Annotated in this window: 22 protein-coding genes; 14 read left to right on the top strand and 8 right to left on the bottom strand. The window is 73.5% G+C overall.

All coding sequences use genetic code 11. The features are described 5' to 3' along the window. Positions 1–17 precede the first annotated feature (17 nt). Positions 18–1,205 carry a GDSL-type esterase/lipase family protein gene (locus ACFVVO_RS35670; protein ID WP_390060694.1) on the top strand — a complete coding sequence of 396 codons (1,188 nt, stop codon included), beginning with the start codon at positions 18–20 and terminating at the stop codon, positions 1,203–1,205. Positions 1,206–1,226: 21 nt separating this feature from the next. Here ACFVVO_RS35670 and ACFVVO_RS35665 read toward each other — a convergent pair whose 3' ends face one another. After that, positions 1,227–1,958, bottom strand: a complete 732-nt coding sequence (locus tag ACFVVO_RS35665; RefSeq protein ID WP_390060692.1) for a class F sortase — start codon at positions 1,956–1,958, stop codon at positions 1,227–1,229. Positions 1,959–2,072: 114 nt separating this feature from the next. Beyond that, entirely contained in the window at positions 2,073–2,774 is a 702-nt protein-coding gene (locus ACFVVO_RS35660) for a hypothetical protein (protein ID WP_390060691.1), read from the bottom strand. A 347-nt stretch (positions 2,775–3,121) separates the two neighbouring features. On the opposite strand from ACFVVO_RS35660, the gene ACFVVO_RS35655 reads away from it, so the two are divergent. The 7 genes from ACFVVO_RS35655 to ACFVVO_RS35625 all read left to right on the top strand — a co-directional run bounded on the left by ACFVVO_RS35655 (position 3,122) and on the right by ACFVVO_RS35625 (position 10,192). Beyond that, positions 3,122–4,123, top strand: a complete 1,002-nt coding sequence (locus ACFVVO_RS35655; RefSeq protein WP_390060689.1) for a hypothetical protein — start codon at positions 3,122–3,124, stop codon at positions 4,121–4,123. 135 nt (positions 4,124–4,258) lie between these two features. Further along, positions 4,259–5,131, top strand: coding sequence for a hypothetical protein (locus ACFVVO_RS35650; protein ID WP_390060688.1), 873 nt, complete (start codon positions 4,259–4,261; stop codon positions 5,129–5,131). A 125-nt stretch (positions 5,132–5,256) separates the two neighbouring features. Continuing rightward, on the top strand, positions 5,257–6,093 hold the full coding sequence (locus tag ACFVVO_RS35645; protein ID WP_390060725.1) for a fructosamine kinase family protein: 837 nt from the start codon (positions 5,257–5,259) through the stop codon (positions 6,091–6,093). A gap of 158 nt (positions 6,094–6,251) precedes the next feature. Then, a complete protein-coding gene (tgmA, locus tag ACFVVO_RS35640) occupies positions 6,252–6,443 on the top strand; it encodes a putative ATP-grasp-modified RiPP (RefSeq protein WP_020938095.1) in 192 nt (63 codons plus the stop codon). Positions 6,444–6,460: 17 nt separating this feature from the next. Further along, positions 6,461–7,444: an ATP-grasp ribosomal peptide maturase gene (gene tgmB, locus ACFVVO_RS35635; RefSeq protein WP_390060687.1), complete on the top strand. Its 984-nt coding sequence runs from the start codon at positions 6,461–6,463 to the stop codon at positions 7,442–7,444. Between the two features lie 35 nt (positions 7,445–7,479). Beyond that, positions 7,480–8,373 (top strand): Gfo/Idh/MocA family protein, encoded by an 894-nt coding sequence (locus tag ACFVVO_RS35630; RefSeq protein ID WP_390060685.1) that lies wholly within the window; start codon positions 7,480–7,482, stop codon positions 8,371–8,373. Positions 8,374–9,121: 748 nt separating this feature from the next. Further along, positions 9,122–10,192: a PP2C family protein-serine/threonine phosphatase gene (locus tag ACFVVO_RS35625; RefSeq protein WP_390060683.1), complete on the top strand. Its 1,071-nt coding sequence runs from the start codon at positions 9,122–9,124 to the stop codon at positions 10,190–10,192. A 35-nt stretch (positions 10,193–10,227) separates the two neighbouring features. On the opposite strand, the gene ACFVVO_RS35620 is transcribed toward ACFVVO_RS35625, so the two are convergent. Then, positions 10,228–10,668, bottom strand: a complete 441-nt coding sequence (locus ACFVVO_RS35620) for an Lrp/AsnC family transcriptional regulator (RefSeq protein ID WP_390060682.1) — start codon at positions 10,666–10,668, stop codon at positions 10,228–10,230. Positions 10,669–10,687: 19 nt separating this feature from the next. Beyond that, entirely contained in the window at positions 10,688–12,037 is a 1,350-nt protein-coding gene (locus ACFVVO_RS35615; protein ID WP_390060680.1) for a transaminase, read from the bottom strand. Positions 12,038–12,333: 296 nt separating this feature from the next. On the opposite strand from ACFVVO_RS35615, the gene ACFVVO_RS35610 reads away from it, so the two are divergent. Beyond that, a complete protein-coding gene (locus ACFVVO_RS35610; RefSeq protein ID WP_390060678.1) occupies positions 12,334–12,801 on the top strand; it encodes a hypothetical protein in 468 nt (155 codons plus the stop codon). Positions 12,802–12,970: 169 nt separating this feature from the next. After that, on the top strand, positions 12,971–14,224 hold the full coding sequence (locus ACFVVO_RS35605) for a serine hydrolase domain-containing protein (RefSeq protein ID WP_390060676.1): 1,254 nt from the start codon (positions 12,971–12,973) through the stop codon (positions 14,222–14,224). 141 nt (positions 14,225–14,365) lie between these two features. Here the strand turns inward: ACFVVO_RS35605 and ACFVVO_RS35600 are convergent, their stop codons facing one another. After that, positions 14,366–15,895 carry a helix-turn-helix domain-containing protein gene (locus tag ACFVVO_RS35600; protein ID WP_390060674.1) on the bottom strand — a complete coding sequence of 510 codons (1,530 nt, stop codon included), beginning with the start codon at positions 15,893–15,895 and terminating at the stop codon, positions 14,366–14,368. 593 nt (positions 15,896–16,488) lie between these two features. Here ACFVVO_RS35600 and ACFVVO_RS35595 point away from each other — a divergent pair. The 3 genes from ACFVVO_RS35595 to ACFVVO_RS35585 all read left to right on the top strand — a co-directional run bounded on the left by ACFVVO_RS35595 (position 16,489) and on the right by ACFVVO_RS35585 (position 19,530). Next, complete coding sequence (locus ACFVVO_RS35595; RefSeq protein ID WP_390060673.1) at positions 16,489–17,109, top strand: L-threonylcarbamoyladenylate synthase; 621 nt, start codon at positions 16,489–16,491, stop codon at positions 17,107–17,109. Between the two features lie 315 nt (positions 17,110–17,424). Next, positions 17,425–18,180, top strand: coding sequence for a dienelactone hydrolase family protein (locus ACFVVO_RS35590; RefSeq protein WP_390060671.1), 756 nt, complete (start codon positions 17,425–17,427; stop codon positions 18,178–18,180). A 150-nt stretch (positions 18,181–18,330) separates the two neighbouring features. Then, positions 18,331–19,530: a glycoside hydrolase family 64 protein gene (locus tag ACFVVO_RS35585; protein ID WP_390060669.1), complete on the top strand. Its 1,200-nt coding sequence runs from the start codon at positions 18,331–18,333 to the stop codon at positions 19,528–19,530. Positions 19,531–19,591: 61 nt separating this feature from the next. Here the strand turns inward: ACFVVO_RS35585 and ACFVVO_RS35580 are convergent, their stop codons facing one another. Beyond that, positions 19,592–21,955, bottom strand: coding sequence for a M4 family metallopeptidase (locus ACFVVO_RS35580; protein ID WP_390060668.1), 2,364 nt, complete (start codon positions 21,953–21,955; stop codon positions 19,592–19,594). 406 nt (positions 21,956–22,361) lie between these two features. Between ACFVVO_RS35580 and ACFVVO_RS35575 the strand changes: the two genes are divergently transcribed. Continuing rightward, positions 22,362–23,864: a metallophosphoesterase family protein gene (locus ACFVVO_RS35575; protein ID WP_390060666.1), complete on the top strand. Its 1,503-nt coding sequence runs from the start codon at positions 22,362–22,364 to the stop codon at positions 23,862–23,864. Positions 23,865–23,906: 42 nt separating this feature from the next. Here ACFVVO_RS35575 and ACFVVO_RS35570 read toward each other — a convergent pair whose 3' ends face one another. Together ACFVVO_RS35570 and ACFVVO_RS35565 are read right to left on the bottom strand one after the other, a co-directional pair. After that, positions 23,907–24,890, bottom strand: a complete 984-nt coding sequence (locus ACFVVO_RS35570; protein ID WP_390060665.1) for a TauD/TfdA dioxygenase family protein — start codon at positions 24,888–24,890, stop codon at positions 23,907–23,909. A 139-nt stretch (positions 24,891–25,029) separates the two neighbouring features. Further along, the gene (locus ACFVVO_RS35565; protein ID WP_390060663.1) at positions 25,030–25,905 is read right to left on the bottom strand and encodes a helix-turn-helix domain-containing protein; all 876 of its coding nucleotides are present in this window, start codon (positions 25,903–25,905) and stop codon (positions 25,030–25,032) included. Between the last annotated feature and the right edge of the window lie 138 nt (positions 25,906–26,043).

Below are 26,043 nucleotides of genomic sequence, written 5' to 3'. Positions count from 1 at the left end.
CAGGACAGGCGCATACGATGCCCTCCACCCCGTCCGACTGGATCACCACCCCGCTGACCGCCCACCTCGTGCGCGGCGCCCTCGACCTGGAGCGCACCGAGCACGGACTGCTGCCGCACCGGCTGCCCGCCCGGGCCCGGGCCCAGTGCGCCGATCCGCAGCTGCGGATGGCGGAGTCCCAGCCCTCGGGCGTTCGGCTGGTGCTGCGCACCCGCGCCACCGCCGTCGAACTCGACACCCTGCCGACCAAGCGCGTCTACACCGGCGCCCCACCCCGCCCGGACGGCGTGTACGACCTGCTCCTGGACGGACGCCCGGCCGGCCGTGCCATCGCCGCCGGCGGGAACACCCTGACGATCGACATGGCCACCGGCACCGCCGAGCAGCGGCCCGGTCCGGTCGCCACCGTGCGCTTCACCGGCCTTCCGGACGAGGTCAAGGACGTCGAGATCTGGCTGCCGCACAACGAGACCACCGAACTGGTCGCGCTGCGCACCGACGCGCCCGTCGAACCGGTGCCCGACCGGGGCCGCGCGGTGTGGCTCCATCACGGCAGCTCGATCAGCCACGGCTCCGACGCCGCGAGCCCCACCACCACCTGGCCGGCGCTGGCCGCCTCGCTCAGCGGGGTGGAGCTGATCAACCTGGGCCTCGGCGGCAGCGCCCTGCTCGACCCCTTCACCGCACGCGCGCTGCGCGACACGCCCGCCGACCTGATCAGCGTCAAGCTCGGCATCAACCTGGTCAACACGGACCTGATGCGGCTGCGCGCCCTCGGGCCGGCCGTCCACGGTTTCCTCGACACCGTTCGTGACGGACACCCCGGCACACCGCTGCTCGTGGTCTCGCCGATCCTGTGCCCCATCCACGAGGACACGCCGGGACCGAGCGCGCCGGACCTGTCCGCCCTGAGCTCCGGACGGCTCCGGTTCCGGGCCGCCGGGGACCCGGCGGAGGTCGCGCAGGGCAAGCTCACCCTGGGCGTCGTCCGGAAGGAGCTGGCCCGGATCGTGCGGGAGCGGGCCGCCGAGGACCCTCGGCTGCACTACCTCGACGGCCGCGAACTCTACGGTGAGGCCGACTTCGCCGACCTGCCGCTGCCCGACGGGCTCCACCCGGACGCCGCCGCGCACCGCCGGATCGGTGAACGCTTCGCCTCGCTCGCCCTCGCCCCAGGCGGACCGCTCGGGCGCCGGACCGGCTGACCGGCACCGCCGGCCGGCCCCTCACACCAGGTGGGCGAAGACGACCAGGTTGTCGGTGTAGTCCCGCACCGTGTGGTCGTAGTCCCCCGCGCAGGTGATGAGCCGGACCTCGGGACGGTCGGCGTCGGCGTACACGCGGTCGCTGGGGAAGGCGTCCTTGGCGAAGGTCTCCGTGTCGTCCACGACGAACTCCGCCTTCTGCCCGTCGGCCCGGTCCACGGTGAACCGGTCGCCGCGCCCGAGTTCGTAGAGGTTGGCGAAGACGGCCGCCGACGTCACCGTGTCCACGTGGCCGGCGATGATCGCGGTGCCCTTCTCGCCGGGCGTGACGCCGTCGACGTACCAGCCGACGAGGTTGGTGTCGGCCGCCGGCGGCGGCTGGAGCTGCCCGGTGGAGGCGAGGGAGAGGGGGGTGAAGGGGGCGTCCACGGAGATCTTCGGGATGAGCAGACGGGTCGGCGTGGCGCGGGGCATCGACCGGTCGGCCTGATCCGTGCCGGGCTGTTCCGTGCCGGGCTGCTCGGTGCCGGCCGGTGTGCCGGCGCTCACCGTCGTGCCGCCGGGCGCCTGCGGGTTGTCGCCGTCACCGCGGTGGCCGCCGAACACGCTGACGGCGATGAAGACGATCGCCACGCCCCACAGGGTCAGCCGCCCGCCGTGGCCGGCGTTCTGCACGGTCCGGGCCTGCTCGGTGGAGGCCGGGGTCGAGGGATCAGGGGAGGAGGGGTCCGGGGAAGAGGGGTCTGCTGCCATCGGACATCACCTCACTCGGGCACGGCAGCACAGGCGTCGGGCTCCTTCGGGGCGCGGGCCGCCGGTGCGGGACGCACCGGCGGCGTACGCGGCCCTGAGAGGAGAGGGGGCCGGTCAGGACGCCGACTCGACGGCCTTCTTGCGACGCAGCGCGTACATGCCGGTGGCGCCTACGGCGAGCACGGCCAGACCGCCCGCGGTGAGACCGGAAGAGGCGAGGGCGCCGCCTCCGGTGTGCATGCCGCCGCGCGGCTTGTCGTGGTCGCCGCCGCCCCAGTCGCCCTTTCCGCCGCCGTCCCTGCCTCCGTCTTCCTTGCCGCCTCCGTCCTCCTTGCCGCCTCCGTCTTCCTTGCCGCCTCCGTCCTCCTTGCCGCCTCCGTCTTCCTTGCCGCCTCCGTCTTCCTTGCCGCCGCGGCCTTCCTTGCCGCCGCCCTTGTCCTTGTCCCGGTAGGTCTCGGGGTCGAACCTGCTGTCGTCACCCGAGCCCCAGTCGTCACCACCGCGCACCGTGGCGAGCGCACCGCCGCCCGTGTGCATTCCGCCGCGCGGGCCGCCGTGGCTACGGCCGCCGTCGTCGTCGCTGCTGTAGTCGTTGTCGTGGTCCTTGCCGGAACCCCTGCCGGAGCCCTTGTCGTGGTCCCGGCCGGAACCCTTGTCGTAACCGCTGTCGGAGTCGCTGTCGTGCTCCTTGCTGTACGAGGAGTCGTCCCGGCCTCCGCCGTCCGCGGCCGGCGCGGCGAACGCCGCACCGGGCGTGGCGAAGGCCAGGGCGGCGGAGGCGGCCGCCGTGGCGAGAAGAATGCGGGCAGAGCGCATATCGATGTCCTTCCGCCGTGGCCGGGCAGCGGATACGTCATCAGCTGAATGGGCCCGGCCTCGACATGAACCACCGTCAGTCAGGGGGTCGCCGCGCACCATCCGGGCGGCCCAGCCGGGTCATCGCGCCACCCGTCTGTCCCAGCGACACGCCGGAGCACCCCCCGTCCGGGGCAGTGCGCGTCACCCGGTGGCGCGCAGGCCTGCCCCCGGCTCCCGGCACGGATGTCCCTCTTCCGGGCCGATCCGGCCGTACGGCGGCGGTGGCATGCATGACGGGAACCCGACGATGCATCACATGACGGCGGCGCACCCGTTCCCCGGCCCGCCGAGAAGGGGGCCGTTCCATGCCCCGCGTCACCCTGGCCGGACGGCACCCGGTCCGCCGCTTCCTCGTGGCCTCACTGGGCGCGCTGACCGGGGCCGCCACGGTCTCGGCTCCGGCCCGGGCGGACGTGGGGGATGTGACGGTGCATCCGATCACCACCACGGCCGGCACGCTCCCCGCCGGGATCACCACCGGTCCTGACGGGGCACTGTGGTTCGCGGGGTCGGGGGCCGGCCGCATCGGGCGGATCAGCGCCGAGGGCGACGTCACCGACTTCCCCACCTCCGGCCCGGACAGCCTCCCCCTCGACATCACGGCCGGCCCCGACCGGGCGCTGTGGTTCACCGAGGGAAAGGCGAACCGGATCGGCCGGATCACCACCTCCGGGCGGCTCACGGAGTTCCGGGTGCCCACGACGGACGGATTCCCGGCCGGGATCGCGACCGGGCCGGACGGCGCCCTGTGGTTCACCGAGCAGAACGGCAACAGGATCGGCCGGATCACCACCTCGGGCCGCATCACCGAGTACCCGGTGCCGACCCCGGACGCCGCCGTCCGCTCCATCGCGGCGGGCGCCGACGGCGCGCTGTGGTTCACGGAGCCGGCCGGCGGCAGGATCGGGCGGATCGGCGTCACCGGACGGATCACCGAGTTCCCGCTGCCCCGCGACGGCGGCTTCCCCGACGCGATCGTCGCCGGGCCGGGCGGCATGTGGTTCACCATGTCCGGCCCGGACCCGGTCGGCCGGATCGACTTCTTCGGACATGTCACCGGGTTCCGGCCGCCCGATCCGGACAGCGGCCCGGCCGGGATCACGCGCGGGCCCGACGGCCGGGTGTGGTACGCCGACCAGGCCGGCCGGATCGGGCGGATCGACGCGGGCGGCGTGATCACCTCCTTTCCGGTGCCGGGCGGCGCCGACGGGGTGCCGTTCCGCGTCACCGCGGGTCCCGACGGGGGCGTGTGGTTCACCGAACTGCTCGGCAACGCCGTGGGACGGGTCCGGGCCGTGCCGCGCTGACCCCGCGACGCCGGGACCCCGTCCGTGCGGGCGCCCGGAAGCCCCTTGTTATGACCGGCGTCATAGAGCAGGCTGTTCGGCGGCAGGCCGGCTGGACGGTGGCCCGGCGGGGCGACGTGGTGGGAGGAAGCGGTGGTGGACGCGACGGCACGGGACATGTGGGAGCGGTTCGAGCCGGTGCACGATCTGGTGTACTTCGCGCCCGAGGCGCGGCGGGCGGCGGACGGGCTCGGGATGCGCGGGTACTGGATGGGGTACTTCGCGCTGCGCGCGGCCCCGCTGGGCCCGGTGGCCCCGTGCGTGGTGACGAGTTCCTTCTACGTCTTCCACCCCGCCCGGGTCGCCCGCGCGCTGCCCGACGCCTGGGAGTACGCGGCTCCGGCGGAGGTGCTGGCGGCCCGCGGTGAGGCCATGGACGCGGCGATGACCCGCCTGTTCGGGGCGGAGGTGGCGCGGTCCGCGGAGTTCGCGGAGGCGGCCGACCTCGCGTGGGAGGCGGCTGCGGCGGCGGACACCACGGGCCGGGTGCTGGCCGCCGCGAACCAGGCGCTGGAGCGGCCCGGGCGGGCGACCGCGCGGCTGTGGCAGGCGGTGACGACGCTGCGGGAGCACCGGGGCGACGGGCATGTCGCGGTGCTGGTGAGCCTGGGGATCGGTCCGCTGGAGGCCATGGTGCTCAAGGCGGCCGCCGGCGAGTCGGACGGGCCGTTCCTGCGGGAGACCCGGAAGTGGGAGCCGGAGGACTGGACGGCGGCCGAGCACGCCCTGCGCGAGCGCGGGTTCCTCGCCGCGGACGGTTCGCCGACCCCCGCGGGCGTCGCGGGCCGGGCGCTCGTCGAGCGGCGGACCGACGAGGCGGCCGGGCGTCCGTGGCGCGCGCTGGGCGCGGAGCGCACCGCGCGCCTCGCCGGGCTGCTGGAGCCGCTGGCCCGCGCCGTCGGGGAGTCGGGGCTGCTGCCGCCCGGCAACCCGGTGGGGCTGACCCTGCGGCCGTCCGCGGCGCGGTGACAGCCGCCGACCTGCCCGAATCCGGCTGAAACCGGCCGGGGCAATGGCCGAAGCGTCCTCAGAAAGGCCTCATTCACGGGTCGTACGCTGAGGCCGTGGTCAACCGAGACGAGGAACCAGGGCGGGTGGCGTCCCGGCTCACCGGGTGCCGGGTCACGGCTGCGCGGGCGCCGTCCGGGTCACCCGCCGAAGTGACGCTCGAGGGCGGCACGGTGGTGATGGTCAAGCGCGGCGACGCCCCGGGCGCGGTGCGCGCCGAGGTGGCCGGGCTGCGCTGGCTGGGTGAGGCGGGCGCGGTGCGGGTACCGGCGGTGCTCGGCCATGACGAGCGGTGGATGGTCACCGAGCGCGTGCCGACCGGGCAGCCGGGCGACACGGGGGCGCTGCGTTTCGGCCGCGCCCTGGCCGCCCTGCACGCCGCCGGAGCGCCCGCGTTCGGCGCGCCGCCGCCCGGCGGGCCCGCGGAGGCGTACATCGGCGCCGCGCCCATGTGCAACGCGCCGGCGGCCGACTGGCCCAAGTGGTACTCCGAACACCGGGTGCTGCCTTATCTGCGGGCCGCGGTCGACGCCGGCACCCTGCGGCGCGAGGAGGCCGCCCTGATCGAGCGGGTCTGCGCGCGGCTGCCGGACCTCGCGGGGCCGGCCGAGCCGCCCGCCCGGCTGCACGGCGACCTGTGGAACGGCAATGTGCTGTGGGGCGCGGACGGGGAGGTACGGCTCATCGACCCGGCCGCGCACGGCGGCCACCGCGAGACCGACCTGGCGATGCTCCAGCTGTTCGGCTGCCCCCGGCTGGACCGGGTGCTGGCCGGCTATACGGAGGCCGCGCCCCTGGCGGACGGCTGGCGGGGCCGGGTCGGTCTCCACCAGCTCTTTCCGCTGCTGGTGCACGTGGTGCTGTTCGGACGCGGATACGCGGAACAGGCCGTCGCCGCGGCACGTGGGGCCCTGGCCGGATGAATCCGCGGCGACCGCGCGCAGCCTCGCGGCCCCTGCCGGCGTCCTAGTACCCGACGCCGCCGAACGGCCTTGCTTCCGACCATGGTTACGGAGCGTAAGGAAACCAATCACCCGTTCGATTCGTATAAGGACGTGAAAGCCGAATCAGGGAGAGACCAATGCAACCGTTCACGCTCAACTACGCGCGCCCTGCTGTGCAGTTGGACGTCACCACTCCGTACGCGTACGACTCCGGACTGCAGTTGAACGTCCTCCCGGACGGGCGGATCGCCGCCACCGACCACGCCACGCTGAGAGCATTGGGGACAACGACCTCGACCGCCGGGTCCAAGACGCACTTCGACGACTGACCGCGGGCCCACGGAAGATGACCGTGCTCATCCTGACCAGTGAAGAGGACGTGACAGCGGACATGGTGGTGCTCCGGCTGCGCCAGTCCGGTGTGCCCGTGGTCCGGCTGGATCCCGCCGACCTCACCAACGGGGTCGCCCTGTCGGGCGAGTTCGTGCACGGCGCCTGTCGCGGGCATCTGTCCGTCGGCGGGCGCCTGGTGAGCATGAGCGGCCTGCGCTCCGTCTGGGTGCGCCGGCCGGGGGAAGCGGCCGCCCGCGCCGTCCAGCCGTCCGCCTGGCTGACGGAGGAGTCCGCCCAGGCGCTGTACGGCATGCTGCGCTCCACCGGCGCACGCTGGATGAACCATCCGGACGCGGCTCGCCGCGCCCGGCACAAGCCCTGGCAGTTGCGCCTCGCGCAGGACAGCGGCCTCGCCGTGCCGGCGACACTGATCACGACATTCCCGCAGGCGGCCCGGGAGTTCGCCGAGCGCTTCCCGGACCTGGTGGTCAAGCCCGTCTCCGGCGCGCATCCGCAGGAGCCGCCGCGCGCGGTGCCCACCAGCCGGGTCGCGCCGGACGCGGACTTCACCGCCGTCGCCTTCGGCCCGACCCTGCTGCAGCGGCGGATACCGAAGCGGGCCGACATCCGGCTCACCGTCGTCGGCGACCGGCTGCTGGCCGCACGCAAGCCGGCCGATCCGGACGGCCACCCCGACGACGTGGACGTGCGCTTCGCGCCGTCGGTCTCGCCCTGGCTCCCGGCGGAGGTGCCGGCACGCGTCGCCGAGGCCGTCCACCGCTACATGAAGGACGCCGAACTCGCCTACGGTGCCTTCGACTTCGCAGAGGACGCGGACGGGATCTGGTGGTTCCTGGAGTGCAACCAGTCGGGCCAGTTCGGCTTCGTGGAGATGGACACCGGGCAGCCGATCGCCGAGACCATCGCACGGTGGCTGGCGGGCGACGGCGAGGCGGCGGTGCCGGACGCGGGCGGCGACCGGGACGCGGCGCCGTGACGCCGTCGAGTCCGGTCCGGAGAAAGGAAGACGACATGCGCATCGCACTGCTGGGAACGGGCCCGTGGGCCCAGGCGGCCCACGCCCCCGCCCTCGCCGGGCACCCCGGCCTGGACTTCACCGGGGTGTGGGGCCGCCGCCCGGACGCGGCCGCCGAGCTGGCGGCGCGGTACGGGGTACGGGCGTACGACGACGTGGACGCGCTCCTCGCCGACGTGGACGCGGTCGCGATGGCGGTGCCGCCGTCCGTGCAGGCGGAGTTGGCGGTGCGGGCCGCGCGGGCGGGCCGTCATCTGCTGCTGGACAAGCCGCTGGCGGCGGGGGTGGCCGAGGGGCGGGCCGTCGTCGAGGCGGTGGAGCGGGCCCAGGTGGCCTCCGTGGTGTTCTTCACCACCCGCTTCCAGAAGGAGCCGGAGGCGTGGATCGAGGAACAGGCCGCCGTTGCGGGCTGGTTCACGGCGCGGGCGCAGTGGCTGGGGGCGGTGTTCACCAGTGACAGCCCGTTCGCGCACTCCCCCTGGCGGCGGGAGAAGGGCGCGCTGTGGGACGTGGGACCGCACGCGCTCTCCCTGCTGCTGCCGGTGCTCGGCGATGTCCGGGCGGTGGCGGCCGCGACGCACGGCCCCGCCGACACCGTGCACCTGGTCCTCGACCACGCCACCGGCGCGTCGAGCACGCTCACCCTGAGCCTGACGGCCCCGCCGGCGGCGGCCGGGGCCGACCTCGAGCTGCGCGGCGAGGCCGGGACGGCCGTGCTGCCGAGGAGCTCCGAGGGCGCGGTTCCCGCCCTCACCCGCGCCGCCGACGCCCTCCTGACCGCGGCCCGCACCGGCCGCCCCCACCCCTGCGACGCCACCTTCGGCCTCCGCATCACCGAGATCCTCTCCACGGCCGAGGCCCGCTTGGCCGGGCACACGGTGGCCGACTAGTCCGACCGGTCATCGCGCTCCGCGCCCGGTGGCCCGCCCACCGCGGGGCGGGCCCGTCGTGGGCCGACCGGCGGGGGCGCAGCGGATCTCCGAGTGGTGGCCCGCGAAGGCTCCCCGGCCCCGGCACCCCGGCGCCGGGCAGAGCACGGGGGGGGCGGAACCGTCCGGGCGCACGGCCCGGAACGGGCCACCGGACGGCAAGACGTTCCCACCCGGTGGACACGCCCACGCCGAGGGCCCGCCGGGCGACGGGACCCGGGTCCTTCCCCCGCCAGGCGCACATCCCAAGGCGGCCCCCCGGTCGGCGGCCCCCCGGCCGGGCGGAAGCCGGTCGGGCCCGGCGGCCGCGCAGACGGCGGGCGAGACAGCCGGGACGACACACCGGGCCGCCGGACCGACCGGCCCAACGCGCGGCCCCAGCCGACACGCACCGCCAAAGGCTCCCCGCCGGGCGCCGACCCCTGTACGGCCGGGCACACGACCGCGGAAGGGCCACCGGCCGCTCGGGGAGCTCACCGGTCGGGGGACGCCGAGTGGCCCGGCCGGGTCCGCCTCGCGCGGGCCCGACGCGCGAGCAATGAAAGCCGAGGGCTTCGTGGCACACGCCCAGGCCCCCAGGGCTCCCCCGCCGGACCGCCCGGGCCCCCAGGGCCCCCATCCGGAGGGGCGGCGGAGGGAGGTGAGGGGTCCGGGGGCGGCGTAGCGTGGGAGTGTGACTTGGGTGCGCGGCGGGGCGTCGCGTCGGGATGTGGAGGATCGCGGCTGGCTGCGGGGGGCGCCGCCGCCGCGGTGGGTGCGGGTGCTGCCGGTGGTGCTGCTCGTGGCGGTGACCGCGGCCACCTTCGTCACCCCGGAGGCGCGTGATCTCGGATTCCTGCTGGGCGCGATCCCGCCGCTCGCGGTCCTGTCGTACGGGCCCTGGGCGACGGCCGCGCTCGGCGGCGCGGTCGTCGTGGTGCTGAACGTGCCGGCCACGCATCTCAACCGCCCCGGCAACACCGACCTGCTGACCATCGTGTTCGTCGCCCTGCTGAGTGTGTTCGTGTCATACGTGCGCAGTCACCGGGACGCCCAGCTGGTCGTGGAGCGGGCGATCGGGGAGGCCGTGCAGCGGGCGGTGATGCCACCGCTGCCGGAGCGGGTCGGGCCGATCGGCTGCGCCGGCTTCTACCGGGCCGCGCAGGACGGGACGCTGGTGGGCGGCGACTTCTTCGACGTGCGGGACGGACCCGGCGGTGTCCGCGCGGTGATGGGTGACGTGCGGGGGCACGGCCTGGCGGCGATGGCGACGGTGGTGTCGCTGCTGGGCGCGTTCCGTGAGGCGGCCCTCGACCAGCCGGACCTGGAGGCGGTCGCGGCCCGGATGGACCGAAGACTCGGGGTGGACGCGGCCGGCGACGGGCAGACGGAGCTGTTCGCCACCGCCGTGCTGCTGGAGTTCACCGGCGACGCCGGCGCGGTGCGGGTGGTGGCCTGCGGTCATCCGCCGCCCGTGCTGCTGCACGAGGGGCAGGCCCGCGAGGCGACCGTGGCCCCGGGTCCGCCGTTGGGCATCGGGCTGGTCGGTCTCGATCCGCCGAAGGAGGTCACGCTCGCCCTCGCCCCGGGCGACCGGCTGCTGCTGGCCTCGGACGGGGTCTGGGAGGCGCGGAACGCCGCCGGCGCCTTCTATCCGCTGCCCGAGCGGCTCGCCCACCTGGCCACCGCCGGCCCGGCCGAGCTGCCCGGCGCGGTGTGGGCGGACCTGGCGCGGCTCAGCTACGAGGTCCGCGACGACGCCACCATGCTGGTGCTCGCCCCCCGGCCACCGGTCGCCTGACCGGCGCCCCGGTGTCCGGCGACGTGTCACACCGGTCAGCCCACGTCCCAGAGGAACCGGTGGGTGTGGATCCCGAAGTACGGGAAGGACTGGATCTCCCGGACGCCCTCGATCGGCCGGACCACGTCGTTGACGAAGTCCAGCAGGTCCTTGGGACCCGGCGCGACCACCTCCGCGAACAGGTCGAAGCCGCCGGCGGTGAGCACCGAGTAGACCACCTCGGGGCGTGCGGCGAGCGCGTCGGCGACGGTGCGCGGGTCGCCTTCGACGCCGATGCCGAGCAGGGCCATGGCCTGCCCGCCCATGGCCATCGGGTCGGTGACGCCGACGACCTGGACGGCCTTCGAGTCCAGCAGGCGCTGCAGTCGCTGCCGGGCCGCCGACGCGGACAGGCCGACCCTGGGGCCGAGGTCGGCGTAGGCGATGCGGCCGTCGGTCTGCAGCTCGCGCAGGATGGCGCGGTCGATCTCGTCCATCTGTGCCGGCCGTCCTCTCTCACTCCGCCAGTTCGGCCAGGGCCGCGGCGAAGACCTCGGTGTGGGTGTCGACGTCCTGCTCGGTGGTGTCGGGGCACATCAGCGCCATGTTGTGGAACGGGGTCAGCAGGATGCCCCGGTTGGCGAGGTAGAGGTGCAGGAAGTCCTCCAGCTCCGGGTCGGCCGCGGCCGCGGACTCGGTGCCGGTGCGGGGCGCCGGGGAGGTGAAACGGTACTCGGTGCGGGCGCCGAGCCGGCTGACGGACCAGGGCAGCCGGTGGGCCTCGATGCCGGCCCGGACGCCCGCCTCGAAGCGTTCCGAGAGCCCCGTCATGCGGGCGAAGGCCTCGTCGGTGAGCACGTGCTCCAGGGTGGCGCGGGTCGCGGCGACCGACAGGGCGTTCCCGGCGAGGGTGCCGCCGACGCCGCCCATGTCCACGAGGTCCAGGTCGTCGCGGCCCAGCAGCCGCTCGGCCAGTTCGGCGGACAGGCCGTACGCGCCGGCCGGGATGCCGCCGCCGATCGCCTTGCCGATGGTCAGCAGGTCGGCGTCGAGGTCCCAGGCGGCCGTGCAGCCGCCGGGTCCGGCGGAGAAGGTGTGGGTCTCGTCGTTGATCAGCAGCACGCCGTACCGCCGGGTCAGTTCGCGGACGCCGGCGAGATAGCCGGGCTCGGGCAGCACGATGCCGATGTTGGTGAGCGCGGGTTCCATGAGCACGGCGGCGACGTCGCCGTGGGCCAGCTCGCTTTCCAGCCCGGCGAGGTCGTTGAACTCGGCGACCCGGCTGGTCAGGGTGACGTCGCACGGGGCGCCGACATTGCCGGGGCGGTCCGCGCCCCGGCCGTCGGGACCGACGACGATCAGCGACTCGTCGACGCTGCCGTGGTAGCAGTAGCTGTTGAACAGGATCTTCGGGCGGCCGGTGACGGCCCGGGCGAGCCGGATCGCCCACCGGTTGGCGTCGGTCGCGGTCAGCGAGAAGCTCCAGCGGGCCAGGCCGAAGCGCCGGGTCAGCTCGGCGCCGACCCACTCGGCGTCCTCGGTGGGCAGCATGGCGGTGGCCCCGCCCAGCGTCGCGTACCGGTGCTGGACCGCCTCGGTCACCGGGGCCGGCGAGTGACCGGCCATCGCGCCCGTGTCACCGAGGCAGAAGTCGATGTACTCGTGCCCGTCCACGTCGGTGACCCGGGCGCCGCGTGCCCCCGCGAGGTAGCGGGGGAAGGAGCCGGCGGTCTTGTTCATCCAGGTCATCGGCACCCGGCCGAAGAGGTGGTCGGCTCTGGCATAGGCCGCCCTGGAGCGCGGGTTGCGGCGTTCGGCCTCGGCGCTCTCGCGGGCCAGGAGGGCGTGCAGACGCTTGCGGTCCATGGAGTACCTCGGTACGTGCTGGGCGACGGAACAGCGGGAGCGTACGACTGGACCGATGACATGAGCAAGATCTGACACTCGAATCGATTGTCACTGCGATCGATTCGACTGCGGCTCGGCCAATGGACACAGGGGTGCCGATCTCGCCCCTCAAACGCCAGGCTGCGCCACCCCTTCCGCCAGATAGAAATATCTACCAACATGCATATGCCGGGTTGGCGTGCGCGTGCACCGAGTGCCCGGTCATGACCGTTTCCCGCGCCGCGGGCGGACGAGCGAATCACCCGGAGCAGTGCATGACGAACGCGATGTGGACACGGGGCGTGGAGTGGCTCGCCGCCGCGGCGGCCGATCCGCGGGCCTGCAAGCGGGAGTGGGACCACGGCGACGGCATCTCGGTCCTGGAGGCGGGCCGCTTCTGGGACGTGCTGAGCGTGCCCGACCGGCTCGGTCTGCTCACCCTGGACCTGCTGTGGCGGCCCGCACTGCCCGTGCCCGGCCCGACCCTGGTGGACACCACCGCGGGACGGGTCGGGTTCTTCCTGCCGCCCGACCCGGCCGGCGGCTGGGTCGGCGCCGGCCTGCGGTACGCGACCAAGGGATCCTGGGTCGCCGTGCCGCCGCCGTACCGGCCCGCCCGCTCCCTGGAGTGGCTGGTCCCACCGGACGGCACCGGCGCGCTGCACACGCCCGGCACCCTGGAGACGGCGCTGCGGCAGGCCAACGGCATGCTGGCGGTCACGGCTCCCCTGTGCGGGCGTTGACGGACCGTCCCGAAGACCGCCGCTCCGCCACGAGTTGGGCGGGGGCGGGCGACCGCGACGCCGCCGCCCGGCCGACGGGCGGGGTGCGGTCGGCGCCCCTATGCTGAGCAGGCAGGGCTCCGACGTCTCGCCCACCGCACGTCCGGCTCTCATGTGGTTGGAGTCGCCCATGTCGCATTCGCTCGCACGCCTGCGCAGGGGGGCCGCGGTCACCGTCGTGGTGGGGACACTGACGGTACCGCTCACCGGCGCTCCCGCCGGGGCGGCGCAGACCGCCGTACCCGCCGCGTCCGCCACCGGCTCGCCGAGCCCGGCCCCCTCCGGACCGAACGCCGTCCGCGCCCTCACCCCGGATGTGACCCGTCAACTCGACGCCGCCGTGCGGCAGGTGATGCGTACGGCGAACGTGCCCGGCGTGACCGTCGGCGTCTGGACGCCGGACCGCGGCAGTTACGTCCGTTCCTTCGGCGTGGCCGACAAGAGCGACGGCCGGAAGATGGCGCCGGACATGTACGTCCGGATCGGCAGCGAGACCAAGACGTTCACCGTGACGGCGCTGCTGCAACTGGTGGACGAGGGTAAGGCCGGCCTGGACGACCCGATCGGCAAGTACGTCGACGGGGTGCCGAACGGGGACCGGATCACCCTGCGCGAACTGGCCGGGATGCGCAGCGGGCTGTTCAACTACTCCGAGGACGACGGCTTCTTCAAGGCGCTCACATCCGATCCGCAACGCCCTTTCACGCCCCAGCAGTTGCTCGGCTACGCCTTCAAGCACCCGGTGTTGTTCCCGCCGGGGCAGAAGTTCTACTACAGCAACACCAATCTCATCCTGCTCGGCCTGGTCGTCGAGAAGCAGAGCGGTCAGGGCCTCGGGGACTACATCCGTGGGCACATCCTCGTCCCGGCCGGGATGAAGGACACCTCGTTCCCGTCCGGCGCCGAGTTCCCCTCCCCGCACCCGCAGGGTTACACGGACCAGACGGCCGACGGCAAGGTGCAGGGCACGGCCGACTGGAACCCGTCGTGGGGGTGGGCGGCCGGCGCCATGATCTCCACCCTGGGGGATCTGCGGACCTGGGCGCCCACGGTGGCGACCGGCCGCTTCCCGGACGGCCGGCGGATGATCAGCCCGGCCACGCAAGCGCAGCGGCTCGTCACACCGCCCACGCCGATCCCGGGCGCCGGGTACGGGCTGGGGATCTTCGATGTGCAGGGATGGATCGGCCACAACGGCTCGCTGCCGGGCTACGAGACCCTGACCGTCTACCTGCCCGAGGCACGGACGACCCTCGTGGTGGCCCTCAACACCGACATCGGCCACGACGACCAGGAACCGAGCACCCTGTTCGGGCAGGCGATCACGAAGATCATCTCCCCCGGCCATGTCTTCGACCTGCCGGCCGAACCCGCCGCGAGGTGAGACCGGTCGAGCCGGGCAGCCAAGAAGGGGGCGGGGCCCCGACCGGTCCCCCGTGCCGGTCGTGCCCCGCGGACGGCCGACGTTACGCGCGGGACACGGCGAGGGGTACCGCGCCCGTGCCCTTCCGGCGGCGCCGGGGACTCACTCGTGCACAGCCGAGTCCGGTTGGCCCCGGTTCGCCCCGCGGAGGCCGGGGACGGTGAGGGCGCCGGTGGCCAGGTGGGCGAGGACGACCTCGTACAGATCGCTCCCGCCGGCCAGCAACTGGCGCTCCAGCACGGGTTCGGCGGCCCGGACGTGCTCGCGCACGGTCTGGGCGTGGACGCCCAGCTCCCGTGCCGCGCGCTCGGCGTTGGCGTCGGCGGCGAGCCAGGCACGCAGGGTGCGGCGCAGATCGCGGCCGTCGCCGTCCAGGCGGCCGAGGAGGCCCCCGGCCCAGCCGCGCAGCGCGGGCGGGGCGAGCAGGTCGCCGAGCCGGACGCCGGACGACGGGCCCGGTGCCGTGCCGCCGGGGTCGTACGGGCCGCGCGCCGCCTCGGAGTTGAGCGCGAGCCGGACGGCGGCTCGGGTGGTGAGGCCGGAGAAGTCCGTGCCGATCAGCGTCTCGACGCGGTCCATGCGAGCGCGGACGGTGTTGCGGCTGACGCCGAGCACCTTGGCCGCGCTCACGGCGGTGAACTCCAGGCCGAGACGGGTGGTGGCGAGGAGTTCGGCGCGGGTGTGGTGGGGCAGGCCGTCGAGGGGGCGCAGCACTCCGGCGGACCAGGCGTGCAGCGCGGCCGGGTCCATGAGGCGCTCGGGGTGGGTGCGTTCGGCGTAGACGGCCGTCCGGTCCGGGCGGAAGCGGGCGACGGCGAGGGCGCTGACGGCCTGGCCGTAGGCGGTGGCGGTGCGGGCGAGGCGCTGGCGCAGGCTGCCGCCGAGGAAGACGCCGGACCGGCCGTCGATCAGGGACCGCAGCCGCTGCCCCGCCGTGGGCTCGGGGCTGACGACGATGACATGGCCGTCCATCGCGGGGCAGCGCACGACGAGCGCCTGGCCGTCGGTGGCGTCGGCGCAGGCATCGGCCAGCGCGTCCCGCTCGGCGGGGGCGCTCTCGACCACGTACACCCGGGCGGTGTCCCCCTCGAGCAGGCCCGGCCACAAACCCGCGGCGACCCTGCGGGCGGAGACGATGTCCTCCACCATCAGCAACTGCAGGATGGCGAGCCGCAGGTCGGCCGCGGCCCGGCGCAGCCGGCGCCCGGCGTGGGTCAGCTCCCGGTGGCGCAGCAGGAGTTCGAGCACGCCGGCGGCGCGGTTCACGAGCTCGGCGGCGCGCCGGTCGAAGGGTTCACCGCGGACCACGGCCAGCACGGCGCCCGTGCCCTGGTCACGGTGCCGTACCGCGACCATGCGGACGTGGCGCCCGCCGTCGTCCAGGGCGGCGGAGGAGATCCGGCCGCCGCCCATGTCGGCGAGCACAGCGGCGTCGAGCGGCGTCGGCTCGCCCGCGAGGAGGCCGCCGTGTGCGTCCTGGAGGCACACGGTCGCCCGCAGTGCCTTTCCCAGCCAGGTGGCCACCCGGTGCGGGTCGCGGGCCGCGGGGCGCAGATGGTCGAGCAGTTGCTCGGCCCAGTCGGTGGCGTACGGCTCCTCGGCGCGGGGGCCCTCGTCGGCTCGGCCGGCCACGTCGTGCCCCTCCTCGTTCTCGCGCTGACCTCGGGTTTCGGATGTGGACGTTACCCGATTCACCGCTTCGCGCCGTCGGCCGTGCCCGTTGACATGGCTCCGCCGGCGGTCCGGGGGGGTTGGACCGCCGGCGGAGGCGCCGCAGCCCGGTGGCGGGGGGAGGCCCCGGGCGGCTCATCCCTCGGATGCCCCCTGACTCACGTCCTACACCAGGCGAATTTCCGGGGGCTTCCGGTGCGGGCCCGTCAGTGGCTTGCGGAGGTCCGTTCGCCGGTGTCCGCGTCCGGCGCGGTCGCATCCCGGCCGCCGCGAGGAGGCCGCCCAGCAGGCAGAGCACACCGGTGACCACGGCGGACGCGTGCAGCCCGTTCATGAACGCCCGGTCGCTGCCCGCCACCACGGCCGCCCGCAACGAGTCCGGCATGCCGCCGGAGACGGGGGCGACGCCCATCGCCGGTGCGCTGGGTCCGGGCATGACAGAAAGGATAGGTATGACTTCATACCTATGTCAGACCGGCGGGAGGTACGTCCGTCACGGCGGGCGCGGCCCGGCCGCGTCCGCGGTGCCCCGGGAAGGGCATTAAGCTCGGCGGATGGCGAAGTACTTCGACGTGCACCCCGAGAACCCGCAACCGCGCAGCATGGGCCAGATCGTCGACGCGGTGCGCTCCGGGGCACTCATCGCATACCCGACCGACTCCTGCTACGCGCTGGGCTGCCAGATCGGCAGCCGGGACGGCATGGACCGGATCCGTTCGATCCGCCATCTGGACGACCGGCACCACTTCACGCTCATGTGCCGGGACTTCGCGCAGCTCGGCCAGTTCGTACGCGTCGACAACGACGTGTTCCGGGCCATCAAGGCGTCGACCCCGGGCAGCTACACCTTCATCCTCCCGGCGACCCGCGAGGTGCCGCGCAAGCTGCTGCACCCGAAGAAGAAGACGGTGGGCGTGCGCATCCCCGACCACGTGGTCACCCAGACCCTGCTGGCCGAACTGGGCGAGCCACTGCTGTCCAGCACCCTGCTGCTGCCGGACGAGGAGGAGCCGATGACCCAGGGCTGGGAGATCAAGGACCGGCTCGACCACGTGGTGGACGCGGTGGTCGACTCCGGGGACTGCGGCACCGAGCCGACCACGGTGGTGGACTTCTCCGGCGGTGAGGCCGAGATCGTCCGGCGGGGCGCCGGGGACACGGCACGCTTCGAGTGACGGGCAGGCCGTCCCGGCCCCGTGGATCTTGCGTGGCAGCATGAGCCGTGCACGCGAGGGCTCGGCCCTGTCGTCGGGCTCCCGTCGTCCAACCGGAGGGCGGGCCTCGCGGTGTCAGGTGCGCACCCTGAGGGCCCCGCGGCCGGAGGCTGGGGGGAGTGCCGGGCCGTGACCCTCGTACTGGACGTACTTGGGTCGGGGCCCCGGTGCGGCGAGCGTGCGCGCATGGCGTCGCGGGGCAGCCGGGAGTCCGACGCCGGGGCCGACAGGGCACCTGTGTCCCCCTCGGCCGATCCACCCGGGAGGCTCCACATCATGACCGGCGTACGGGGAACCGACGTAGACATTCCGACCGCGGACGGCGTCGCCGACGCCTATCTCGCCCATCCCGCCGACGGGCGGCCGCGGCCGGGAGTCCTCCTCTACCAGGACGCGTACGGGCTGCGCCCGCGACTGCGCTCGATGGCCGACCGGCTCGCGGCCGCCGGCTACACGGTGCTGGTGCCCAACGTCTTCTACCGGCACGGCCGTACCCCGATCGGGGAGGTCCCGGAGTTCATCGACACGTCGGCCGACCCGACCATCTGGGAGCGGATCGGCCCGGTCATGGCCTCCCTCACCCCGGACCAGACCCGGCGGGACGCGGACGCCTACCTGGACTGGCTCGCGGGCAGTCCCCTGGTCACCGACGGCCCGGTGGCGCTGACGGGCTACTGCATGGGCGCCCGGCTGGCCCTGCGGACGGCGGCCACCCACCCGGACCGGGTCGCGGCCGCGGCCGGCTTCCACGGCGGGCGGCTCGCCACCGACGCCCCGGACAGCCCGCACCTGGGCGCCGGGCAGATCACCGCCGAGCTGTACTTCGGCCACGCCGACCAGGACCGGTCCATGCCCGAGGAGCAGATCCGGCGCCTGGCGGACGCGCTCACCGCCGCCGGCGTACGGCACACCTCCGAGGTCTATCCGGGGGCCGGGCACGGGTACACGCAGACGGACACCACCGCCTACGACCGGGAGGCCGACGAACGGCACTGGGCCGCCCTTCTCGCGCTGCTCGAACGCGCCTTCTGAGGTTCGCCGTGGCGTCCGCCCCGGCGCGGACGCCACCCGGATCTTGTCCGAATCATTGACATGCACGTGATCGGCCGCAACGCTGAGAGCGCTCTCAGAACAGGTACGGACCAATATCCGTACCACCCCGACCCCACACGGAGGTGGAGAGTGCTCCCCAGTCACACGCGTCCCGTGCTGCCCCTGGCGGCCGCGGCGGCCCTGGTGGGCGGTGTGCTCGCGCTCGGCACGCCGGACCGCGCGGGCGCCGCCGTCGCGGACACCATCCCCCTGAAGATCACCAACAACTCGGGCCGTTCCGAGCCCGTGTACGTGTACGACCTCGGCACCCAGCTGTCCTCGGGACGGCAGGGCTGGGCCGACGAGAGCGGCGCCTTCCACGCCTGGCCCGCGGGCGGCAATCCGCCGACCCCGGCACCGGACGCGGCGATCGCCGGCCCGGCCCCGGGGCAGTCGAAGACGATCCGGATACCCAAGTTCTCCGGCCGGATCTACTTCTCCTACGGCCAGAAGCTGGACTTCCGGCTGACCACCGGCGGCCTGGTGCAGCCGGCCGTGCAGAACCCCTCCGACCCCAACCGGAACATCCTGTTCAACTGGTCGGAGTACACGCTGAACGACTCCGGTCTGTGGCTCAACAGCACCCAGGTGGACATGTTCTCGGCGCCGTACGCGGTCGGAGTGCAGCGCGCGGACGGCAGCGTGAGCACCACCGGCCACCTGAAGTCCGGTGGCTACAACGCGGTGTTCAACACCCTGCGCGGCCAGTCGGGCGGCTGGTCCGGCCTGGTCCAGACGCGTTCCGACGGCACCGTGCTGCGCGCGCTCTCCCCGCTGTACGGGGTGGAGACCGGGGCCCTGCCGGCGAACGTCATGGACGACTACGTCAACCGGGTGTGGCAGAAGTACTCGACGTCGACCCTGACCGTCACACCCTTCACCGACCAGCCGAACACCAAGTACTTCGGCCGGGTGTCGGGGAACGTCATGAACTTCACCAACTCCTCCGGCGCGGTGGTCACCAGCTTCCAGAAGCCGGACGCCTCCAGCATCTTCGGCTGCCACAAGCTGCTGGACGCGCCCAACGACAACGTGCGGGGCCCCATCTCCCGTACGCTGTGCGCCGGTTTCAACCGCTCCACGCTGCTGAGCAACCCCAACCAGCCCGACACCTCGGCGGCGAACTTCTACAAGGACGGCGTGACCAACCACTACGCGCGTGCCGTCCACTCCCAGATGGCCGACGGCAAGGCGTACGCCTTCGCCTTCGACGACGTCGGCAACCAGGAGTCGCTGGTGCACGACGGCGGCCCGCAGCAGGCGTATCTGACGCTGGGTCCGCTGAGCTGAGACATGAGACGGTCCCGCACCCCGGAGGAGCTCCGGGGTGCGGGACCGCTTCGCGCTGTGATCAGCCGGTCGTCAGGGCGGTGTCGTCCACGACGAAGCTGGTCTGCAGGGAGGAGTCCTCCACGCCGTTGAACTTCAGCGTGACGGTCTGGCCCGCCAGCGAGGACAGGTCGAAGGACTTCTGGCTGTACCCGGAGGCCGCGTTGGCGTTCGAGTAGGTGGCCAGGGTCTTCGAACCGGCGGTCACCGTCAGCTTGTCGTACGCGGTGGTGCCGCTCTCCGAGGTGTCGATGTGCAGGTAGAAGGTCAGGGTCGCCTTGCAGCCCGCGGGGATCGTCACCGACTGGGACACGGTGTCGGTGTGCGAGGAGCCGTAGCCGTCGAGCCAGGCCTTGTACGAGCCGCTGTGCGCGGCCTCACCGGTGTCGGTGGTGATCGCACCACTCGTCGCCGTCCAGCCGGTGCTGCCCGACTCGAAGCCCGGGTTGGCCAGCAGCTGGGACGCGGAGCAGCCGCCGCCGGTGGTGCTGACGGTCCAGCCGAAGGTCGTGGTGCCGGTCGCGCCGGTGGAGTCCTTCACCGTCACCGTGGTGCTGGAGGAGCCGGCGGTGGTGGGCGTACCGGAGATCAGGCCGGTCGAGCTGTTGATCGACAGGCCGGCCGGCAGACCGGTGGCGCTGTAGGTGAGGGCACCGCTGTTGGTGCTGCTCGCCTGGACCTGCAGGCTGACCGCCGTGCCGACGGTGGCGCTCTGGCTGCCCGGGTTGGTGACCGTCACGCCGCTGCTCGGCGGGTTGATGTGGCTGCCGACGTTGATACCGGCGAAGGCGTTGCCCACCCCGGCGTACTCGGCGGAGTTGGTGCCGTACAGCGAGGCGGCCGCGTTCAGGGCGGCGGTGCGGGCACCGGCGTAGTTGGTGCTCGACGTCATGTAGGTCGTCAGCGCCTTGTACCAGATCTGCAGCGCCTTGGCGCGGCCGATACCGGCGACGGCGACGCCGTCCGAGGTCGGGCTGTTGTAGGTGACCCCGTTGATGACCTTGCTGCCGCTGCCCTCGGACAGCAGGTAGAACATGTGGTTCGCGGGGCCCGAGGAGTAGTGGACGTCCAGGTTGCCCACGCCGGAGTACCAGCTGTCGGCGGAGCCGCCGTCCTTGCTCGGCTTGTCCATGTACCGCAGCGGCGAGCCGTCGCCGTTGATGTTGATCTTCTCGCCGATGAGGTAGTCACCGACGTCGGTGGAGTTGTTGGCGTAGAACTCCACTCCGGTGCCGAAGATGTCGGAGGTCGCCTCGTTCAGGCCGCCGGACTCGCCGCTGTAGTCGAGGCCCGCGGTGTTGGAGGTGACACCGTGGCTCATCTCGTGGCCGGCCACGTCGAGCGACGTCAGCGCGTGGGTGTTGGACGTGCCGTCGCCGTAGGTCATGCAGAAGCAGCTGTCGTCCCAGAACGCGTTGACGTAGGCGCTGCTGTAGTGGACCCGGCTGTAGGCGGCGACACCGTCGTTGCGGATGCCGCTGCGGCCGAAGGTGTTCTTGTAGAAGTCCCAGGTCTCCTGGGCGCCGTAGGCGGCGTCGGCGCCGGCGGTCTGGGTGTTGGAACCCGACCCGGTGCCCCAGACGTCGTCCGAGTCCGTCATCAGCGTGCCGGTGCCGGAGGTTCCCCCGTTGAGGGAGTACGTCTTGTGGCCGCCGCGCGTGGTGTCGTAGAGCTGGTACGTCGAGCCGGACAGCGTGGTGCTGAGGCTGACCGAGCCGCTGTACTGGGTGTTGCCGGTACCGGTCTGGATGGCCTGGTAGCGGTGCAGCTCCTTGCCGGTGGTGGCGTCGGTGATGACGTGCAGCGCGCTGGGCGTACCGTCGTCCTGGAGGCCGCCGATCACCGTCTCCCAGGCGAGCTTCGGGGTGCCGTCGCCGGCCCAGATCACCTTGCGGGCGCTGTCGGTGGTGGCCTTCTTCGCGTCGAGGGCCTTCGCCGCCTTCAGGGCCTTGGTCTCGGCGGCGCCCTTGGCGAAGGTCGCGGTGGTGGAGGCGACCTTCATGGTGCGCTTGTTGTTGAAGGTCGCACTCACCGTGCCCTTGGCCACGGAGGCCGGCGGGGTGTGCACCACGACGTCGCCGCCGAGGACGGGGAGCCCGGCGTAGGTGCGCTCGTAACGGGTGTGCAGGGTACCGTCGTTGTCCTTGACGACATCCTTGACGACCAGCTTCTCCTTGGCGCCGAGGCCGAGGGAGCGGGCGGTCGTGGCGGTCCCTTGCTGGGCGCTCTTGAGCAGCTTGGCGTGCTGGGCCGGGGAGAGCTTGGCCTCCAGGCCGCCGGTGCGCAGGTGGCCGGCGTGGGGAGCCGAGGGCTTGGCGGCGGCCGGCACCGACTGGATGCCGACGGCGAGGAAGGCCGCGGTGGAGACCAGTGCGGCTCCGGCCATGGCCCGTCTGTGGGGAAGACGACTCACTCGATTTCCTCCTGCTGCGGCCGCCGGGTAGCGGCCGGTGAAGACCCGGGCAGACGGGTGTGCTGTCCGGGACGAGCTGAACTGTGTGGGGAGCATGGTGCTTGCTCGCGAAACCGACTGCGTGCTGGGGGAGAATGACAGTCTTGACTCGCGCATGTCAGCAGCGTCAGAGGCAATTCGAGGGTTTTCCCTACCCTGCCCCGGCGACGGCCGGGCGGGCTCGGACGCTCTCGCCGCGCCGGGCCGGCGCACCGTGCGGCGCGGGGCCCGGTGAACACGGCCTCGGCAACACCGAACCGCGAAGTTGCCTTATTTTACCAGCACTTGACACCAGGTCCCACCCTTCGGGCGTTCACAGGACCGTTGTTACCGTGCTCGCGTGTCTGAATCCTCACGCGATACCGCCCGGGGCGCCGGCTGGGGCCCCTCCGAACCCGGCCTCTACCAGCGGCTGATGCCCGTCCACGTGGAAAAGCTGTCCTGGCTGAATCCGAGGGTCCTGTGGGCCGCCCGCAACGGGGTGCTCGCGTCATGGTTCGGTGACCCGACCGGCCGTACCCGCAGCCGCCTGGCGGCCGGGCGGGCGGCGGCCGGGGCGCCGGCGGACAAGGTGGTGCGGCGGGACGTGCCGGACCGCTTCTCCTTCATGGTCGTCGGGGACACCGGCGAGGGCGGCGCCTCCCAGTACGCCACCGTGCCCGGCTTCCTGAAGGCGGGCCGGGACACGGAGTTCGCGGTGATCGCGAGCGATGTCATCTACCCCGTCGGCAGCGCGGACGACTACGGCACCAAGTTCTTCCGGCCGTACCAGGACTATCCCGCGCCCATCTACGCCGTACCGGGCAACCACGACTGGTACGAGGACCTCGGCGCGTTCATGCGGGTCTTCTGCGCCGACGCTCCCCCGCCCGCACCCGAGCCGCGGCCCCGCCCGCTCACCCGCGCCTGGTGGCGCACCCTGCTGTGGCACCGGGCGCGCCCGGTGGACGGCCAAAACCTGTCCGGGGCACGGGCGTTGCGCTCGGCGCCGGAGCAGCGGGCCGTGCAGCCGGGACCCTACTGGGCGATCGACGCCGGACCGGTGCGGATCGTCGGCATCGACACCGGACTGCTCGGCACGATCGACGCCGAGCAGGGCGCGTGGCTGCGGGAGGTGTCCCGGGGGCCGAAGTCCAAGATCCTGATCACCGGATCCCCGCTGTACGTGGACGGCGAGCACCACCCCTGCGCCGTCGAGGGCGGCGGCACGGTCGACGACATCGTGCGCGACCCGGAGCACCACTACGTGGCCGCGATCGGCGGCGACATCCACAACTACCAGCGCTATCCGGTCGATGTGGACGGCCGCACCGTCCAGTACGTGGTCTCGGGCGGTGGTGGCGCGTTCATGCACGCCACGCACACCATCCCCCGGGTGTCCGTCGCCGATGTCACCGAGCGGGAGTTCCGCTGCTATCCGCTGCGCGGAGACTCGCTGGCCTTCTACAGCCGGGTGTACGCCCGGCGGCTGCGGCTGCGCCGCTTCTTCACCCTCACCGAGGACGAGGCGACGGCGGTCGTGGCCCAACGTCTCGGTATCGAGCCCGGCCGGGCGCCCGGTCCGGACGTCAGGATCACCCGGCGGGTCCGGCTGGTCGCGAGCCTGCTGGGCGCGGGCCGCCGCCCCGACCGGACCTCCCGGTTCCGGCTGCCCGTCCGCAAGCTCTACACCCAGCTCTTCTCGCCGGGTTCGGTCACCTACAGCCCGCCGTTCTTCAAGTCCTTCCTGCGCCTGGACGTCACCCCGGAGGCGGTGCGGCTGCGCTGCTTCGCCGCGACCGGCAACCGCGCCCAGGAACTGGATCCGCCGGTCGAGGACGAGGTCACGATCCCGCTGATATGAGCCACGGGGGGCCGGCGCCGGGCCGGGTGCCTGCCTCCCGGCTCACCAGCGGCCCGCCTCCGTGCCGGTGACCGGCTCGGACGGCCTGCCGTCCACGCCCACCGGGACGTCGCCCGCGAGCATCACCCGGTGCATGATCCGGGGGAACCCGAGGTGGGCGTTGTCGCTCGGGGCCAGGTGGATAGTGGCACGGTTGTCCCAGAAGGCGACGCTCCCGGGCTCCCAGCGGAAACGGACCGTGTACTCGGGGCGCACCGCCTGTTCGAGCAGCATCTCCAGCAGGGCCGCGCTCTCGGGTCGGGAGACGTCGGTGATCTGCTCCAGGTAGTAGCCGTTGACGTACAGCACGCGCTCGCCCGTCTCCGGGTGCACCCGCACCAGGGGGTGCACGGAGGCGACCTGATGGTCCAGCAGGTGACGGAGGTAGGCGTCGTCGCCGGGCCGCGGCTGGTAGCCGACGCCGAGCCGGTGCTCGGCGCGCAGCCCGTCCAGGAAGGCGCGGACCGGCGCCGATAGCCCGGCGTAGGCGGCGGCCAGATTGGCCCAGGTGGTGTCGCCGCCGTACGTCGGCACGGTCTCGGCGCGCAGGATGGTCGCGGCGGGCGGGTCGACGCGGGCGCCGTGGTCGCAGTGCCAGCCGCGCAGCAGGGTGTGCCGGCGCCGCCGCAGCCACTCCTCGTGCTCCATGCCGAAGCGTCCGCCCAGCTCCAGCCGGTCGGCGGTGGTCTCCACCTCGGGGAAGCCCTCCGGTGAGGCGCTGCCCCGCCGGCCGAGGACGACCGGCTCGCCGAACCGGCGGGCGAAGGCGACGTGCCCGGCGTGGTCCAGCTCCTGCCCCCGGAAGAACACCACCTTCCAGCGCAGCACCGCCTCCCTGATCAGGGCGACCACCGCGTCGTCCAGCGGGCCGGCGAGATCGACGCCGGTGATCTCGGCGCCGATGTGCCCGGCGACCGGGCGCACCTCGACGCCCTCGGTCCGTTCCGCCTGCCCGGTGTGCTCCGCCGTGGCCCTGTGCGTCGTCATGCGCGCTCCGTTGGTCGTCCGAACCGGCTCCACGACCGATCGTGACACCAGGGCCCCGGGCGCCGCGAACTTCCCGCGCCCGTGCTCCGCGCGCCCACGCGGCCTGCGCCCTTCGGCACGGCCTCCCGGCCTTCCTCCGCTACGGCTCCTCGGCGGGTTCCGGGGCGGCGGCCGAGCCGGGCGCGGCGAGGCTGCCGAGGATGTCCAGGAGTTCGGCGCCGCGGCTGCCGGGATCGGCGTGGAAGACCACCAGGGTGAGGCCGCCGGTGCCGTCCGCGGTCAGCTTCTCCGAGTACAGGTCCAGGTCGCCGACCTGCGGGTGGCTCAGTCTGCTGAGCCGGCCGCGCCGGGGCCGGACCTCGTGCCGGGCCCAGAGCGTGCGGAAGCGGTCGCTGCGCAGCGAGAGGTCGCCGACCAGGTCACGCAGCCGCGGGTCGTCGGACTCGGGCCCGGCGTACGCGCGCAGCGCGGCCACACCCTCCTCGGTGAGGTCGTCCCAGTCCCGGCGCAGCGCGCGCTCGGCGGGGTCGAGGAAGACGGCCCGCAGCAGGTTGACGCCGGGCCGGTAGTTGGGGGTGAGGGCCGTGGCGAGGGCGTTGGCGGCGAGGCAGTCGGTGTAGCGGTTCTGGATGTAGGCGGGGTTGCGCGGCCAGCCGTCGATGAGGTGCAGCAGACCCTCCGGCACCTGCTCCCGGTGGCGCGCCGGCCCGGTGCGTGCCCCCGGCCGGGTGTCGCGGGGCCGGTCCTGGGCGAGGCCGAGGAGGTAGGAGGTGGTGTCGGTGTCCAGCCGCAGCACCTCGGCGATGGCCTGGAGGACCTGCGCGGAGGGGTTGCGGTCGCGGCCCTGTTCCAGGCGCAGGTAGTAGTCGGAGCTGATGCCGGAGAGCATCGCGACCTCCTCGCGGCGCAGCCCCGGCACCCGGCGCGGTCCCGAGCCGGGAAGCCCCACGTCCTCCGGCCGGACCTGACCCCGGCGGGCGCGCAGGAACTCGCCGAGCGCGTTCGTACCGTCCATGACACCACCGTACGGCGGCACCCGCGGCGGTGACTGGTCCTGGCACTCCCAGGAACGCGGGGACACTGCCGTGCGGGGCACAGCGGGCGCAGGGTGGAGACGAGCCGCCGGCCGGCGGCTCGACGAACGGCACGAGAG

It is taken from the genome of Streptomyces sp. NPDC058145, from assembly GCF_042884245.1.
Lineage (GTDB): Bacteria > Actinomycetota > Actinomycetes > Streptomycetales > Streptomycetaceae > Streptomyces.
Note: the sequence above shows the minus strand (reverse complement) of the source record. Positions and strands in the feature narration are given on the sequence as shown.